This window comes from Microcoleus sp. K1-B1, from assembly GCF_036704705.1.
Taxonomy (GTDB): Bacteria; Cyanobacteriota; Cyanobacteriia; order Cyanobacteriales; family Microcoleaceae; genus Microcoleus.
Genome location: NZ_JAUBSH010000019.1, coordinates 74,815 through 91,059, shown reverse-complemented (window position 1 = coordinate 91,059; position 16,245 = coordinate 74,815). Strand labels below are relative to the sequence as shown.

The 16,245-nt window shown below is 47.4% G+C and carries 8 protein-coding genes and 1 pseudogene; all 9 read right to left on the bottom strand.

All coding sequences use genetic code 11. The annotated features are described in order from the left end of the window. Nucleotides 1–240: 240 nt before the first annotated feature. Nucleotides 241–1,452 (bottom strand): 2'-O-glycosyltransferase CruG, encoded by a 1,212-nt coding sequence (gene cruG / locus QUA83_RS09960; protein WP_333292890.1) that lies wholly within the window; start codon nucleotides 1,450–1,452, stop codon nucleotides 241–243. A gap of 251 nt (nucleotides 1,453–1,703) precedes the next feature. After that, complete coding sequence (gene cruF / locus QUA83_RS09955) at nucleotides 1,704–2,645, bottom strand: gamma-carotene 1'-hydroxylase CruF (RefSeq protein WP_333292888.1); 942 nt, start codon at nucleotides 2,643–2,645, stop codon at nucleotides 1,704–1,706. 81 nt (nucleotides 2,646–2,726) lie between these two features. Further along, on the bottom strand, nucleotides 2,727–2,888 hold the full coding sequence (locus QUA83_RS09950; RefSeq protein ID WP_333292887.1) for a hypothetical protein: 162 nt from the start codon (nucleotides 2,886–2,888) through the stop codon (nucleotides 2,727–2,729). A gap of 41 nt (nucleotides 2,889–2,929) precedes the next feature. Next, nucleotides 2,930–5,545 (bottom strand): CHAT domain-containing protein, encoded by a 2,616-nt coding sequence (locus tag QUA83_RS09945; protein ID WP_333292885.1) that lies wholly within the window; start codon nucleotides 5,543–5,545, stop codon nucleotides 2,930–2,932. A gap of 121 nt (nucleotides 5,546–5,666) precedes the next feature. Then, complete coding sequence (locus QUA83_RS09940) at nucleotides 5,667–8,585, bottom strand: two-partner secretion domain-containing protein (protein WP_333292883.1); 2,919 nt, start codon at nucleotides 8,583–8,585, stop codon at nucleotides 5,667–5,669. A gap of 65 nt (nucleotides 8,586–8,650) precedes the next feature. Further along, nucleotides 8,651–11,542 (bottom strand): two-partner secretion domain-containing protein, encoded by a 2,892-nt coding sequence (locus QUA83_RS09935; protein WP_333292881.1) that lies wholly within the window; start codon nucleotides 11,540–11,542, stop codon nucleotides 8,651–8,653. 65 nt (nucleotides 11,543–11,607) lie between these two features. After that, nucleotides 11,608–14,496, bottom strand: a complete 2,889-nt coding sequence (locus tag QUA83_RS09930) for an S-layer family protein (protein WP_333292879.1) — start codon at nucleotides 14,494–14,496, stop codon at nucleotides 11,608–11,610. Nucleotides 14,497–14,561: 65 nt separating this feature from the next. Further along, nucleotides 14,562–15,149: pseudogene (locus QUA83_RS09925) on the bottom strand (filamentous hemagglutinin); the annotation flags it as partial. Between the two features lie 657 nt (nucleotides 15,150–15,806). Beyond that, on the bottom strand, nucleotides 15,807–16,130 hold the full coding sequence (locus QUA83_RS09920) for a TMEM14 family protein (protein WP_190735279.1): 324 nt from the start codon (nucleotides 16,128–16,130) through the stop codon (nucleotides 15,807–15,809). Between the last annotated feature and the right edge of the window lie 115 nt (nucleotides 16,131–16,245).

Below are 16,245 nucleotides of genomic sequence, written 5' to 3'. Positions count from 1 at the left end.
TAATTGGGTCAACAGGTAAAAGATGAGTAATTTTACTCATTGACAATAGTGCTTTTAGCTTAACTTGTGAGTAATGGGGCGCGCTAGCTAACAATCCCCGTGAGCAATGACATTAATACGTTATTGATTTCCAGGCTGATTAAGGTTAACGGAGCGAGGATGTTTTCAGGGCTTGGGTTGTTCGTCTCCACAGCGATCGCACTTCTACCAATTTTAAAAGGTCTAGCAAAAATTTAACGATTATTCATACTTTCGGCCGCGCCACTGAGTAGGCTGATTTAAAGCAGAAATTAGAATTCGTAAAAACGCCAGCGGATCGGCTAAAGGTGACAGCCAAAACAGCCATTTACCCGATGCGCCAGTTGTATCGTAGGAAGGAGCGATCGCCAAACACAAAGCCGATCGCACCGCAACCAAAAATACATTCAATCCCAACAGCCAAAAGTGCGGAAATACACCAACCGCCGGCAGCGAACCAAACAGCAAATAACACAACACAATCGGCACCGGCAAACCTTGAACCGCCAGCAACAGCCACAAATCGCCCCAAATTTGACCGCTTGAAGCAGCATCTTTTAAATCCAGCGATCGACCCCATTCATTCCAAGTCTCGATCGCCCCCTCATACATCCGCACCTTCAACACCTTAGCCCCATCCAAAAAGCCCACCTTAAAGCCCTTAGCAGCCGCATAGCGAGCCAGAGTCACATCATCGCAAAACGAACCCCTCGCGACCTCATAGCCCCCCAATGCCACCAAAACCTCGCGCTTACAGAGAAAACACTGACCGTTCGCCATCACCCGTTCCGGCACATCCCCGCCAGTCCCCGTCGGCCCGAACCGATAAACCAAAGTCATTAACAAAGCAGGTTGCAGCCACAACTCCCCCGGATACTTGAGGATAAACTGCGGCGAGAGCGAAATCAAATCGTAATTTCCAGCTTTCGCCGTCTTCAGCAAACTTGCAATCAAGCCCGGATGCGGCACAGTATCCGCATCTATCCCCAAAATCCACTCGCACTTTTCGGAACTTGCCAAAAAACCCGCATTCAGCGCCCAGGGACGCCCAACCCAACCCGTCGGCAGCGGATCGTCGTTAATCAAGCGAAACCGGGGGTCTTTTTGTGCTGCTGCTTTGACTAAATCTCCGGTTCCGTCTACCGAATAGCTGTCAACCACGATCGCTTCTCGGAGTTCATAACTTTGGCGGCTTAATCCTTCCAAACAAGGCGAAATTCGATCGGCTTCGTTCAAAGTCGGTACTACCGCAGTACAACTACCCAACAAATCCAGCGTCGGCGAATCGGGTTCCAGGGGCGGGATGCGCGATGGGCCTTTAATCAGACGCGACATCAGAAGGGCTGCGGCGGGCAATTGTAGCAGCAAGAGTGCGACAGGGATGATACTTGTCAGCGGTTGGGAGAACAGGTGAGGGGCGATCGGCAAAACCATACTATTGAATAATTGAATAATTGGGAATGACTGACGGGATATAGGTTGGGAGCTTATTTACAGTTGATTTTTTTGGTAACTGATATCAATTTAAAAATTTTATTAAATTTTTGCCTCAAACATATTACATGAATTGGGCATGAAAAAATCGCCACTGAAAAACCCGGTTTCTACAAGAAACCGGGTTTTTAAACTAGCTCAAAATTTAGTGTAAATTTTTGCTAAATCAGCCGGGGTTGCTTACTACCAACTCACTTACGCAAAACGCCCACGGGCTGAGGTGGAATTTCAGCCGTGATAACAGATGTATCCAAAGACGGCATTGTTTCGGTTACGTCACCTGCTGCAGGTTTAGCGATCCAGCTTAACGCGATCGCTGGAACTACACCCAGAAGCACCGCTAGCGATGTCGGGAACCAGAACCGAGAATCCAACGAAGTTACAGTGATAATTGCTCCGAAAGCAAAGTTTACCAAATAAACAATTAAGGGCAAACCCAATTCCGATCGCTCTAATTTAATCGGTGTTTTTCTCCACAAGAAAGCTGCTACAGACATAAATAGCGCCCCCGTACCCATCCAGCCAGCCAAATTGCGGTAAGGCATTCCAAAGAAAGCCCCAAGTTCCTCAAACTCCCAAAAAGGCACAGAAGTTTGACTCATCGCCGGATCTAGTACAAAATCCCAAGCAGTTAGCAGCAAAGCACCAAGGGCGATCGCCCCTATTTGGCGCACCCAATTGAGTTCACCTTTACCGCCAGCTACTCCAGCGCGAGCAATTACATAGGAAACCAGTCCCAGATAAAACCACGAGAGGGGAATTGTAAAGGGCACCAGCCCTGCAATTTTGTAGCCCAAACCGCTCAAATAATGGTAGTGGCCGAAGGGAAAACCCGTACTCGTTCCCAACAACTCGCTACTCAAGGACAAAAACACAGAAGGCAGTAAAAAACCCAGAGTTGCACCCCAACCCAACGTCCGCAAGGAATAGAGAGCAACTGCTGCTGCACCAAAGATGATATAAACTACTCCACCCCCAGCCATCCCCCACTGGAATAGCGTTTGCCCTGCTGGTGGCAAACTCATCACCAATTCGGGACGGGGTAAAATCAGCAGCAACCCTGCCAATCCAAAAGCCATTGACAAGACGTGGGCAATTAGGCAAAAGCGCTCAGCAATCAAAAGTTGCTTCATGGGACTCCTCGAAAAAATATTAGATGCAAAAAGCACTCTTAACAGTTTACAAACTTTAACAAAAAACCAACTGCATTTGAGTCAGTTGTCTGTTGTCTGTTGACTGTTGACTGTTGGCTGTTGACTGTTGACTGTTGTCTGCCAGCCCAATCCCCAATGCCCCCATGCCGGATGCCCGATGCCCGGTGCCCGATGCCCGATGCCCAATCCCCCATGCCCCATGCCCGATGCCCCATGCCCCATGCCCAATTCCCAATCCCCAATGCCCGATTCCCCATCTTAAATTACTGCCAATTGCCCACAAGCACGAAAGGTGCCCAGAAATACGGATTCTGATACTCTGGGTTTTGCAACAGAGTTAATTGAGCGTTGCGGAGGGCTTCAGCTTTGCTGGTTTTAGAAGAAGCAAGCTGCCGGTAAAACTCAGTCATAAAGATAGCTGTAGATTCGTCGTTGACTTGCCAAAGGGTGGCGGCGGTGCTGCGGGCACCCGATCGAATTGCGGCCCCCGCCAAACCCAAAGCCGCGCGGTTATCGCCCGAAGCAGTTTCGCAAGCGCTCAAAACCAAAAGTTCGATCGGCTGTTGTCTCTCCCCAGTGCGGGCTCGCAGCAGTTGATCGAACTCCTTAACATTCACTTTCTGATCCCAAGTCACAATAAAAGTATCCGCTGCATTCGAGCTAAACTGACCGTGAGTTGCCAAATGGACGATCGGGTAAGACAAAGCTTTAATTCGATCGTGCAATCGCCCGCTGACAAAATCTTCATTCAGCAGCGAACTCGCCGGCATCTCGGCTGCAATTTGCTGAACTTCCTCCTTCACCCCCGGCAAAGCCGAGAAGCCTTGACGCGCTTCGGAGAGGGCAGCGGTGAGCACTTTTAACTTGACTTTGTTCAGCGGTTTCGGTGCCAGCAATTGCAATCCCGGCGCCAAAGCAATACTGTATTTTTCTACCAAAAACTTTTCACCGTCGTGCAGTACCGCCATTGGCAGATTTCGCAAGTAACCGTCGAGCACAAATACCAGGGTTTTAATCCCGGCGGCGGTCAAATCCGCCTCTGCGGGGCGGATTAACCAGTCGTAAACCTGTTCAACCGCTTGCCTCCTGTTGCGGGGGAAAGAAGCAGGCCTGATGGTATTTTTGGCTTGTCTGAAGGCAGTTTCCAGGTCAGCTTGAGACTTCTTCGTAGCGTAGCGGCGCAGGGGTTTGCCGGGAATTGACAAAATTACCTCCAAACGATCGCTCAAAATAATCGGATAAATCACCGCCGCTGTCGGATCAATTTCCTCGATCGACTTTGGTTTAGCATCAGCGCAAGCATCCCGAAAAAAGTTGTCCAATTCCGCCAACTGCAAAGATTCCACCGTTTGGCGCGCCTGTTTCAATTTAGCTTGACTGGGAGATTCCTCTTGCAAAAGCATCCCGACTAATTCCCGATAAACCGGTTCGGCACTTTCCCGAAACGAAAATTGCACTTCGGGATTGACTGTCACCAAATCGCCCCGCAGAGAAGACAGTACATTCACAGCTTGAGTATATTGAGCGATCGCCCCTTCTGTATTTCCCTGAGCTTTCCGAATTCGTCCCAGTTGCCAAAACAATTGGTAAGCAATATCGGGAGATTGAAACGCTGGTGCTAAAGTCAAAGCCTGAATAGTGAGATTTTCCGCTTTCTGATACTGCTGTTGGATTTCCGATAGTTTGCCTTTTGCTGCCAGAATATAAGCTTGTATTCGTTGATCGCCCAAACGGTTTGCTCTTTCGACAGAGCGATCGAGCATTGTGTCAATATCGCTTAAACTCAAAGTTTTCGCAGGCGACTGAGCTAATTTTATCAAGCTTTGAGCTAGATTAATTTGAGCGTAAAGTCCGGCGCGGTTCGACCCAAATTGATCGGTTTGAGGTTCTAGAGAACGCCACAAAGCCTCTGCTTCAGACCAATCTTGGCGATCGATCAACAAACTCAATTGGTTTAACTTTGCTTGAATTTGTAAAAGCGATCGATCAGGGATCGCCTGGATCGATCGACCATAATACTCTAGGGCAAAGCGTTCCCAATCAGCCCGCTGTTCTGGTGTCAAACCCGGTTTATTGCTTTTAGCCCGTACCGTATTGCCCAGATTGAGATAAATTGCAGCCTCCTCTGATCGGCTACCTAATTTTTGGGCTGCTTCGAGGCCCGCCGAAAGCACATCCTGCGATCGTTCCAGTTGTCCCAAAACCCGCAGTACCCGCCCTAAAGCATGAGTTGCCCGGACTTGTTCGATAGAAACAGGCTGATTTTTCAAAGTTTCCACACCCGCTGTCGAAACTTCGCAAGTTTGGTTTTCCAACTTGAAAGAAGCTAACAGCATTTTGCAAGCCCTGGGATAAAGTCCGAGAGTTTCCCAAGCCCGACTTTGATTAATTTGAACTTGAAAAACTTGGTTCTTTCTATCAATTTGCTCGAAAATTTTAGCGCTTAACTCCAAGTTATCGATCGCATTTTGAGTCTGCCCCCGTTCAAGTTGCAACTGTCCTTGAATGTTGAGAGTTTCAGCCAAAATCCGCTGCTGTTCGGGAGTGTTGGCTTGTGTTCGCACTGCCGACAAACTCGAATTTACAGCTTGTTCTGCTTGTTCCCAAAGCCCCAACTGCCCGTAGGTTGCAGCTAAATTACTCAAAGCTGTGGCGCGATCGAGATTTTCGCCTTTTGCCTCAAACTGGGTCGCCGCTTGCTGCAACAACGGTACAGCTTCCGAAAAACGTTCCTCTTGGTACAGAGTTCGAGCTTGTCGGACAAGCTGCACCGCTTGTGGTGGATTAACCTGAGCAACTCCGGGAGGAATCGCAACGGATAGCAGACAGGAAATCACAAATAACAGAATTACTTGCCGGAGCGATCGGGTAAACTTCATATTTAGAAAATAAAATTACAACCGCAGACACACCTACTAATTAACCCAAATAGATCTTATTCTTTATCTGCGTTAATCCGCGTTAATCCGCCTACATCTGCGGTTTAAAAACAACCTAATTTCAACGCGGCACACAAACAGAACTCGGTCGAGGATTACGAGAGTCAGCAGCATTACCCGGATTATATCCAACAAGCATAACTTCTCCTTTCGCATTCACCACCCAACCTTGCGCCGGAACAACTTCCCGATCGGGGATTTCCCCTTCTTCCTTCTTCCCTCGATCGGTTACATCGGTTAAATCCTCTACATTGCTCGTTGCCGAATTTCCTGCCTCTTCCACCCAAGGAAAGGGCGCTGGAGCGGTGCTGAGGGCATCATTAGGACTCGGTGGCACTCCTCCTTTCCCAGTAGCAGTAAATGCGCTCTCGGCCCCTTGCGTGCAGGGATTTGCCGCAATTAAAGCAGCCGGATCGACCACATTTTGCGGCAGTTCCACTAAACCTTGAGCAGGATTCACCCCAGAAGAACTAAATGTTACAGTACCTTGCAAAGCCGGGCCGCTACTTTGGGAAATCGCCGCAATATCGCTGGTAGGAATTAGAGAAGTCGGACTTACTTGCAACGCTGCAAATTCAGTATCTGTTAATCCCAAACTCGCTCGAACCTGTTCACGAGTGACTGATGTAAACCCAAAAACATTCGGGACATCGATATTAACGCGACCACCTTGGGCCGATCGCGCATTAGCCGTAATATCGCTATTTTCGTTGGGAAGAGTAACCAGAATATCGCTTTTAATGTTGATATTGCCACCCTCAGAAATACTGGCATCAGTTGTGATTCGGCTCCCTCGACGCAACTGGAGATCCCGTGCTTCAAGGTTAATATTTGCTCCGGCACCGGATTCAGTTCTACCGTCAATGCTGCTTTGATTGTCAAGGAAAATTGAATCTGCTTTCACGTTAATGTTACCAGCCCGTGCCGAACCCAAGGCTTGCAGATTGAGTGTTCCCCCATTGCGAAGAATCAATTGCCCAACATTCAGATTCAACGAACCTCCGTTAGCCGTAGCATTGGGATTTCTAACGCGAGAGGCAATCCCCACGGAAGTCTGAATTTGACTGTTAAATTCACCTTGACCCCCATTACCAATAATTTCTACACGCCCCGCATCAATGGTAATGCTTCCGGCTTCTCCTTTGCCTAAAGATGCAGTAGTCATCACTCCCCCACCTCGGAGAGTCAATACGGGTGTAGAAATATTCATACTTCCTCCCCGGTTAGCAGCGTTGGCATCAGCGGAGATAAAACTGGGGCCCCGACTGCCGTTCGCCAAAACTCCAGAAATACCCTCTATTGTTACTGACTCAGTGGCCCTAAGTGTAAAATTACCTCCTTGCCCCCCAGTTGTATTAAAGGGTTGGTTGCCCACAACTGAGCCGCTAGATAAACTAATTCCGCCTCCGTCTGAAATCCTCAAGCGCTTCGTATCGATATTAATGTCCCCAGCTTGCCCATTCACGCCGCCGGCAGTTGAGGCCATTAAGGTTGCTACGGGACTTCGAGGAGGAGTCCGCAGCACTTCTACTGCTTCAGAAGCTTTAATGTTAATATCCCCCGATGATCCTCGATCGCGAGTTATGCTGAGTAAAGCAGAACCATCACTTACGGTTAAACGCTCTCCCTCAAAGGAAAAATCTGCTCCCTCACCCGCACTCCCGGTAAATGTGCCGCTGTTGACCGCAGAACTGACTTGATCGAAAACCCTAGCACGGATGGTTATCTTTCCGGCGTTACCCGTACTGAAGGTGCCGGTAGTCAATGCACTTCCATTGTTCATCAAGAGTTTTGCGGTGTCGATTGTAATGCTTCCGGCATTTCCCCTGCCAGCAGTGCCAGTAATTAGGACAAGTTGGGGGTCAAAAGGGGCGATCGATCCAGATAGCAAATACTTACCGGCAAAAACTGTATACAGAGGCAATCCAATCCCGTTCATTTCTACTGAGTCGGTAGCCCGGATATTCACAGCGCCTCCGACACCACTTCCTGCTGTCAGAGTGGAGATTTGCGCCCCACCTTGGGCCCGAAAATTTTGAGCGTTAATATCGATGCCCCTACCATTGATATTTCCCAAAGTCAGTGCATAAATTCGCCCATTGTTGAGGTTGACATTTCCACCTCGAATATCGACTTTGCCGCCACCTAGTCCACTGGTATTGAGCCGTGAGCCGTTGCTTATTTCTATATTCCCAAAGTTGGAAATCTTGTCATAGTTTAAACTTAATCCCAATGGCGTTGTATCCAATCCAACTATCCCCGGACTAGCGACGCTACCCAACAAAATTTGTCCGGTTGATGCCGTGAGTGTTCCCTGATTTAATTCAATATCTCCCCCCAATAGTGCAAGAGTTTGTCCGGGCTCAACTCCTAAACCGATGTTATTGAAAATCTGCGGGATTCCCCTTGGTAATTGTGGTAAATTTAAGGTTGGTGCTGCTGAAGAGTTAATGATTTTTCCCGGATTTTCTCGAAAGTTTAAACCGATAGGTATATTGATATTTAACAAAGGTAATGACTGGGGATTGCTGCTGCTGAATAGCTCGCCATTATTGAAAACTATGCTATCTGCTGAACTTGCTAAAAATGAACCGCGCAAATCTAACCGCGCATTGGGACCGAAAACAATTCCTTTCTGGTTAATTAAGAATAAGTTACTGTTTCCCAAAACTCCCAGAGTTCCTAAAATATTAGAAGGGTTGCCGCCCGTAACGCGGGTGAAGATGTTGGTAATTCCGCTGGGATTTTCAAAATAAGCTCCCCGCCCTTCACGGATGTTAAATTCGCGCAAGCTGTGAAAGAGGTTAACGCCGCGAGTTGCACCGCCAGTGATTCTATCTGAGGGTAAGTTGTTGATAGTATCGGGAACAGTCCGTGAACTTTCTGCGCCCAGGGAATTATCGGGGATGATTTGGGCGATCGCCGGGAAAGGACACAGCAGTAAGAATGCAAAAAATAGGGCAGAAGAGTGGCGGGGCATCTTTTAATTCCTGTTAATTTAGTATGAGGAAAATAGCAACGGGTTAGCTAAAACCTGAAGAGTACCTATTGAGGTACGCACACACCCGTCGGTTTCGGACTGCGAATAGATGCACCACCACCAGAATTATAGGCTACCAGCGTTACTTTTCCTCGATCGTCCATTACCCAACCTTGAGCGGGCATAATTTCTGTTGGCCGAACTTCTATGGATGTTCTTTCGCCTTCTACTTGCTGAGTTCCACCTACCGCTGGCTCCACCCACGGAAACGGCGATAGAGGGCTGCTGAGGAGATCATTAGGACTGGGTGGCACTCCTCCTTTCCCAGTAGCTGTAAACTCACTCTCGGCCCCTTGGATGCAGGGATTTGTCGCAATTAACGCAGCCGGATTGACCACATTTTGTGGCAGTTCCACTAAACCTTGAGCAGGATTCACCCCAGAAGAACTAAATGTTACAGTACCTTGCAAAGCCGGGCCGCTACTTTGGGAAATCGCCGCAATATCGCTGGTAGGAATTAGAGAAGTCGGACTTACTTGCAACGCTGCAAATTCAGTATCTGTTAATCCCAAACTCGCTCGAACCTGTTCACGAGTGACTGATGTAAACCCGAAAACATTCGGGACATTAATATTAACGCGACCACCTTGGGCCGATCGCGCATTAGCAGTAATATCGCTATTTTCGTTGGGTAAAGCCACCAGAATATCGCTTTTAATGTTGATATTGCCACCCTCAGAAATACTTGCATCAGTTGTAATTCTGCTCCCTCGGCGTAACTGGATATCTCGTGCTTCAAGGTTAATATTTGCTCCGGGGCCGGATGCCGTTCTACCGTCAATGCTGCTTTGGTTCTCAAGAAAAATTGAGTCTGCTTTGACGTTAATGTTACCAGCCCGTCCCGATCCCAAAGCTTGGAGATTGAGTGTTCCTTCATTCCGAAGAATCAATTCCCCGACATTTAGATTCAACGAACCTCCGTTAGCCGTAGCATTAGGATCTATAAGTTCAGATGCAATCCCAACGGAAGTCTGAATTTGACTGTTAAATTCACCTTGACCCCCATTCCCAATAACTTCTACACGACCCGCATCAATTGTGATACTTCCTGCATCTCCTTGGCCTAAAGATGCAGTGCTAATTACTCCTCCATCCCGGAGAGTCAGTACAGGTGTAGAAATGTTGATACTCCCTCCTCGATTAGCAGTATTGGCATCAGCGCAGATGAAACTGGGATTCCGACTCCCGTTCGCCAAAACTCCAGAACTACCCTCGACTGTTACTGACTCAGTGGCCCTAACTGTCAAATTACCTCCGGGCCCCCCAGTTGTATTCAACGGTTGGTTGCCCACAACTGCTCCGCTAGATAAACTAATTCCGCCTCCTTGGGAGACAATCAACCGCTTCGTGTCGATATTAATGTCCCCGGCTTGCCCATTCACACCGCTCGCAGTTGAGCCAATTAAACTTGCTACGGGACTTCCAGTGGGAGTCCGCAGCACTTCTACTGATTCATTCGCTTTAATGTTGATATTCCCCGCTCCTCCTTCACCGCGGGTGAGGCTGATCAGAGCAGCACCATCGCTCACGGTTAAACGTTCTCCCTCAAAGGTGAGATTTCCTCCCCTACCCGTACTCCCCACAAGTGAGCCACTGTGGATTGCAGAAGCGACCATATCTAAAACCCCGGCACGGATGGTTATATTTCCGGCGTTGCCAGCACTGAAGGTGCCGGTAGTCAATGCGCTTCCATTGTCTATTAACAGTTTTCCGGTGTCGATCGTGATGTTTCCGGCGGCTCCCATGCTATTAGTGCCAGTGATTAGGACAAGTTGGGGGTCAAAAGGGTCGAAAGAGCCAGATACCGTATAATTACCACCAAACACTCTATAGTTATCTAATCCAATTCCGAGCGTTTCTACTGAGTCGGTAGCGCGGATGTTGATAGCGCCTCCGGCACCACTTCCTAGTGTCATGGTGGAGATTTGCGCTCCACCTTGAGCCCGAAACAGTTGAGCGTTAATATCGATGCCCCTACCATCGATATTTCCCAAAGTCAGCGCATAAATTCGCCCATTGTTGAGGTTGACATTTCCACCTCGAATCTCGACTTTGCCACCACCGATTCCACTGGTATTTATCAGTGAGCCGTTGGTTATTTCAATATTACCAAAGTTGGAAATCTTGTCATAGTTTAAACTTAATCCCAATGGCGTTGCCCCCAATCCAACTATCCCCGGACTAGCGACGCTACCCAACAAAATTTGTCCGGTTGATGCAGTGAGTGTTCCCTGATTTAATCCAATATCTCCCCCCACTAGGGCGAGAGTTTGTCCCGGCCCAACTCCTAAACCGATGTTATTAAAAATCTGCGGGATGCCAGCGGGTAATTGTGGTAAAGTCAAGGCTGGTGCTGCTGAAGAGTTAATGATTTTTCCCGGATTTTCTCGTAAGTTTAAACCGATAGGTATATTGACATTTAACAGCGGTATTGATTGGGAATTGCTGCTGCTGAATTGATAGCCATTATCGAAAACTACGCTATCTGCTGAACTTGCTAAAAATGAACCACGCAAATCTAGCCTCGCCTTGGGGCCGAAGACAATTCCTTTGGGATTAAGTAAAAATAAGTTGGCATTCCCTTGCACTCCCAACACGCCTAAAATATTAGAAGGATTGCCACCCGTAACGCGGGTAAAAATATTGGCAATTCCGTTAGGATTGGCAAAATAGGCTCCCCGCCCTTCACGGATGTTAAATTCACGCAAGCTGTGAAATAGGTTAACGCCGCGAGTTGCACCGCCTTCTATTCTGTCCGATGGTAAGTTATTAATCGTGTCGGGAACAGTCCGTGAACTTTCTGCGCCCAGGGAATTATCGGGGATGATTTGGGCGATCGCCGGGAAAGGAAACAGCAGTAATAATGCAAAAAATAGGGCGGAAGATTGGCGCTGCATTTTTTAAATCTGATTAATTTAATATTAGGAAAATAGCGAAGGGTTAGCTAAAACCTGAAGAGTACCTATTGAGGTACGCAAACACCCGTCGATTTCGGACTGCGAATAGATGCACCACCTGAATTATATGCTACCAGCCTTACTTGTCCTCGATCGTCCATTACCCAACCTTGAGCGGGAATAATTTCTGTTGGTCGAACTTCTATGGATGGTCTTTTTCCTTCTATTTGCTCACTTCCACCTACCGCTGGTTCCACCCAAGGAAAGGGCGCTGGAGCGGTGCTGAGGGCATCATTAGGACTCGGTGGCACTCCTCCTTTACCAGTGACGGTAAATGCACTCTCGGCCTCTTGCGTGCAGGGATTTGCCGCAATTAAAGCAGCCGGATCGACCACATTTTGCGGCAGTTCCACTAAACCTTGAGCCGGATTCACCCCAGAAGCACTAAATGTTACAGTACCTTGCAACGCCGGGCCGCTACTTTGGGAAATCGCCGCAATATCGCTGGTAGGAATTAGAGAAGTCGGACTTACTTGCAACGCTGCAAATTCAGCATCAGTCAGTCCTAAACTACTCCTGGCTTGGTCGCGGTTAAGGCTTGTAAAGCCAAAAATATTTGGTACATTGACCGTAACTTGTCCGCCCCTAGCTGTGCGAGCATTAGCTGTAATATCACTATTCTCTCGCGGTAAAGCTACCAAAATATCGCTATTAATTCTGATATTACCGCCCTCAGAAATACCTGCATCCGTGGTGATTCGACTGCCGCGCCGCAACTGAATGTCTTGCGCTTGCAGGTTAATATTTGCCCCCGTACCAGAGACGGTTGTGCCATCAATGATGCTTTTATTATCCAGGGAGATTGAGTTAGCTACAACGTTAATATTGCCAGCCCTACCTGTTCCTGAAGATTGAACATTAACAACTGCACTATCCCGCAGAATCAATTGATTAGCATTCAAATTCAACGAGCCTGCATTTCCGCTAGCAGTGGGATTTACAGCATTAAACGCCCTACCAACCGAGGCCTCAATTCCACTCCTCAACCCACTGTTACTCCCAATACCTTGCACTGCTAGGCGATCGGCATTAATTGTAATATCTCCTGCATCTGCTATACCCAAAGAAGCCGCAGAAATAACGCCGCCATTCTGCACAGTTAGTTTAGGTGTTGAGAGGCGGATATCTCCACCTCTACCAGAACTTGCAGTTTGAGTAACAAAAGAACTTGCTACATAGCCCGCATTCTCCAAAAATCTTGACTCGCCACTCACTTCTATAGACTCGGAGGCTCTCACAGTTAAATTTCCTCCCGTCCCCCCACTTGTAGAAAACACGACTTCGCCAAAAATAGCACCAGTCGTTAAACTAATTGTGGCTCCATTAGAAACACTCAGCCGCTTAGTGTCGATCGTAATATCCCCACCTTTTCCATTCCCATCAAAAGTATTCGTGCCGAGCCGAGTTTGCCCTAGACCTACAGGAAGACTACCCGATAATTCCACAGATTCACTCGCTTTAATCGCGATATTCCCCGATGCTCCATCACTAAGGCTGAAGCTGGCAAACGCACCGCCATCGCGCAGTATTAAACGTTGCGCTTCAACAGAGATGTTTCCACCTTGACCAGTGCTTTCGTTCGTTGTTCCGTTATAGAGCGTTGAACTGACGAGTTCGACGGTGTTGGCGCGGATAGCCAGATTTCCGCCATTCCCAGCACCAAAGGTGGGGGCACCGCCCACTACCCCATTGCTCATCAACAGCCGTCCGGCTTCAATGTTAATATCTCCGGCTGCTCCACTGCCAAGAGCGCTAGTGAACAGAACAATTTGCGAAATAAAAGGGTTGCCTGTTCCAGATGTCTGAAAATTTTCTGTAAGCTGCTGATAGCCCTCAATTCCCAACCCGATCATTTCTACTGAGTCAGTAGCGCGGATGTTGATATCGCTTCCTCTCCCCTCTCCCAGTGTGGAGGCGAAAATTTGCGCCCCCCCCTCTAATCGTAAGTTTTGGGAATTGATATTAATGCCTCTACCATCGATATTTCCGAGTGTCAGTCCATAAATTCCTGAACCATTAAGATTAATATTTCCACCTCGAATATCGACTTTCCCACCTCCTAATCCGCTGGTATTTATAAATGCACCGTTCATTTCAATATTCCCGAAGTTCTGAATATTGCCATAGTTTAAATTCAGACCTAAAGCTGTTGGTTCAAATTGCACTAAACCTGGACTGTTGACACTACCGAGAAGAATTTGTCCGGTATAAGCAGTTAGATTTCCTCCTTGTAGTTGAATGTCACCGCCAATTAAGGCTAAAGTTTGACCGGGGTCTACTGCTAAACCGAGTTTTTCAAACGCCGGAATTTCTATGGGGAGTGGCGGTAAGGCTGATGTAGGAGCCAGTGTTTGGGAAGAGTTGACAATTGTACCGGGATTGTCTCTAAATCTTAAACCCACAGGAATATTGATCGCTAATAATGGCACTGCATTAGAATTAGCTGCACTAAATTCAAATCCATTATCAAATAGAACTCCGCTACCAGTTGAACCGATAAATGAGCCGCGCAAATCTAACCGAGCATTGGGGCCAAAGACAATCCCTTTGGGATTAAGTAAAAACAAGTTACTGTTTCCCAAAACTCCCAGAGTTCCTAAAATATTAGAAGGGTTGCCACCAGTAACGCGGGTGAAAATGTTAGCAATTCCGTTAGGATTGGCAAAATAGGCTCCCCGCCCTTCACGGATGTTAAATTCGCGCAAGCTGTGAAAGAGGTTAACACCGCGAGTTGCACCGCCTTCTATTCTGTCCGATGGTAAGTTATTAATCGTGTCGGGAACTGTGCGCGAACTTTCGGTACCCAAGCTGCTATCGGGGATGATTTGGGCGATCGCAGGGAAAGGAAACAGCAGTAAAAATGCAAAAAATAGGGCTGAAGATTGGCGCTGCATCTTTGAAGTGTGGTTAATTTAGTATTAGGAAAATAGCGAGGGATTAGCTAAAACCTGAAGAGTACCTATCGAGGTACGCAAACACCCGTCGGTTTCGGACTGCGAAGAGATGCACCACCACCTGAATTATAGGCTACCAGCGTTACTTTTCCTCGATCGTCCATTACCCAACCTTGAGCGGGAATAATTTCTGTTGGCCGAACTTCTTCTATGGATGCTCGTTGACCTTCTATTTGCTGACTTCCACCTACCGCTGGCTCCACCCACGGAAACGGCGATGGAGCGTTGCTGAGAACCTCGTGAGGACTCGGTGGCAATCCCCCCCGACCAGTCACAGTAAACTCGTTCTCGGCCGCTTGGATGCAGGGATTTGCAGCAATTAACGCAGCCGGATTGACCACATTTTGCGGCAGTTCCACTAAACCTTGAACGGGATTGACTCCCACAGAACTAAATGTTACCGCCCCTTGCAAAGCCGGGCCGCCACTTTGGGAAATCGCGGCGATGTCGCTACTAGGAAGCAGAGATGTAGGACTTACTTGCAACGCTGCAAATTCGGCGTCAGTCAGTTCTCAAATACTCCTGGCTGGGTCGTGGTTAAGGCTTGTAAAGCCAAAGATATTTGGTACATTGACCGTAACTTGTCCGCCCCTATAGCAATTCTAAATCATTATGATGATTACGGTACAATTATATGCAAAACTTGATTAAGCTGTCGCGCATTTAAATTGTATATTCAGGGCGGGCGAGACGCCCAACCCCTACTCCCCACAAGACTTTGATTTTTTTTGACATACAATTTAAATGCCGCAACAGCTTATCAAATTTTTGTTTGAGTTCTTCACTAAGGAACATACATTTGATTTCCCCAAAAATAATCAGTACACTTATACATAGAAAATCATTTAGGATTGCTATAATAGCCAAACTCGTCTCAAAGAAAACGGAATAATTCATTAGTGCTCTTTGATAGGACTTCAGCTTTGAGGCAGGGGTTGAAAACGGGAGCATCTCAATGAAAGCAGCCAAGCTACAAATTGGAGTTTTGAGGCAGGAGGCCCGAGGCTGCGGGGCAGAAGGAAAGAGGAAGAAGCCAGAAGAAGTATTTTTACAAATATGAGATGCTCCCTTGAAAACCCTGACGGACTATCGGTTTTACCTTAAGTTGACACCAATGGGGAATGCCGTGTCCCTACTTTTAAAAATTAGTAGAAGTCAGGGAAATAAAAAAATTAGACTTTAGTTCAACATCCCACTCAAGGCTGGGGAGTTAACCTAAAATCTAAAATCTAAAATCTAAAATCGAATGACTATTGATATTGACCGCTGATTTCGTAAACGATCGCGCCCAAAGACGCTAAGCTAGCTAAAATTAGCATTCCGGCCGGCATGAATTTTTGAGTTTTAACAAGGCGCACAATAAAGACTATTACTAAAACAGCGGAGATGGCTGCTGCTAATGTTAAACCCCAACTTTGTCCCATAAGCTGGGCGGTGCCGGCAAAAATTAGCAGGGAACCGCTAATCAAGCCCGATATGAGCGAGGCTTGGCTTTTGGCCTTGATATAACCCATGATGCCGCCAACCAGTGTTAAAATGCCGTAGCCGATCGCCGCTGCTGTACCTAAATTCATTTTTAATCCTCCCGATTTCACTCTTTGCATCTAAATTTATACAGCGCAGCCTGCAATTAGTGTCACGAATTGTTAGAAAATTTATTAAAGCCAGTCAGGATATGTAACTGTTATA

Coding starts and splice junctions, on each gene's coding strand:
- QUA83_RS09940 (WP_333292883.1), bottom strand. CDS start 8,585: ATGCCCCGCCACTCTTCTGCCCTATTTTTTGCATTCTTACTGCTGTGT.
- QUA83_RS09950 (WP_333292887.1), bottom strand. CDS start 2,888: ATGGGGCATGGGGCATCGGGCATGGGGCATGGGGGATTGGGCATCGGG.
- QUA83_RS09945 (WP_333292885.1), bottom strand. CDS start 5,545: ATGAAGTTTACCCGATCGCTCCGGCAAGTAATTCTGTTATTTGTGATT.
- cruF (WP_333292888.1), bottom strand. CDS start 2,645: ATGAAGCAACTTTTGATTGCTGAGCGCTTTTGCCTAATTGCCCACGTC.
- QUA83_RS09920 (WP_190735279.1), bottom strand. CDS start 16,130: ATGAATTTAGGTACAGCAGCGGCGATCGGCTACGGCATTTTAACACTG.
- QUA83_RS09935 (WP_333292881.1), bottom strand. CDS start 11,542: ATGCAGCGCCAATCTTCCGCCCTATTTTTTGCATTATTACTGCTGTTT.
- cruG (WP_333292890.1), bottom strand. CDS start 1,452: ATGGTTTTGCCGATCGCCCCTCACCTGTTCTCCCAACCGCTGACAAGT.
- QUA83_RS09930 (WP_333292879.1), bottom strand. CDS start 14,496: ATGCAGCGCCAATCTTCAGCCCTATTTTTTGCATTTTTACTGCTGTTT.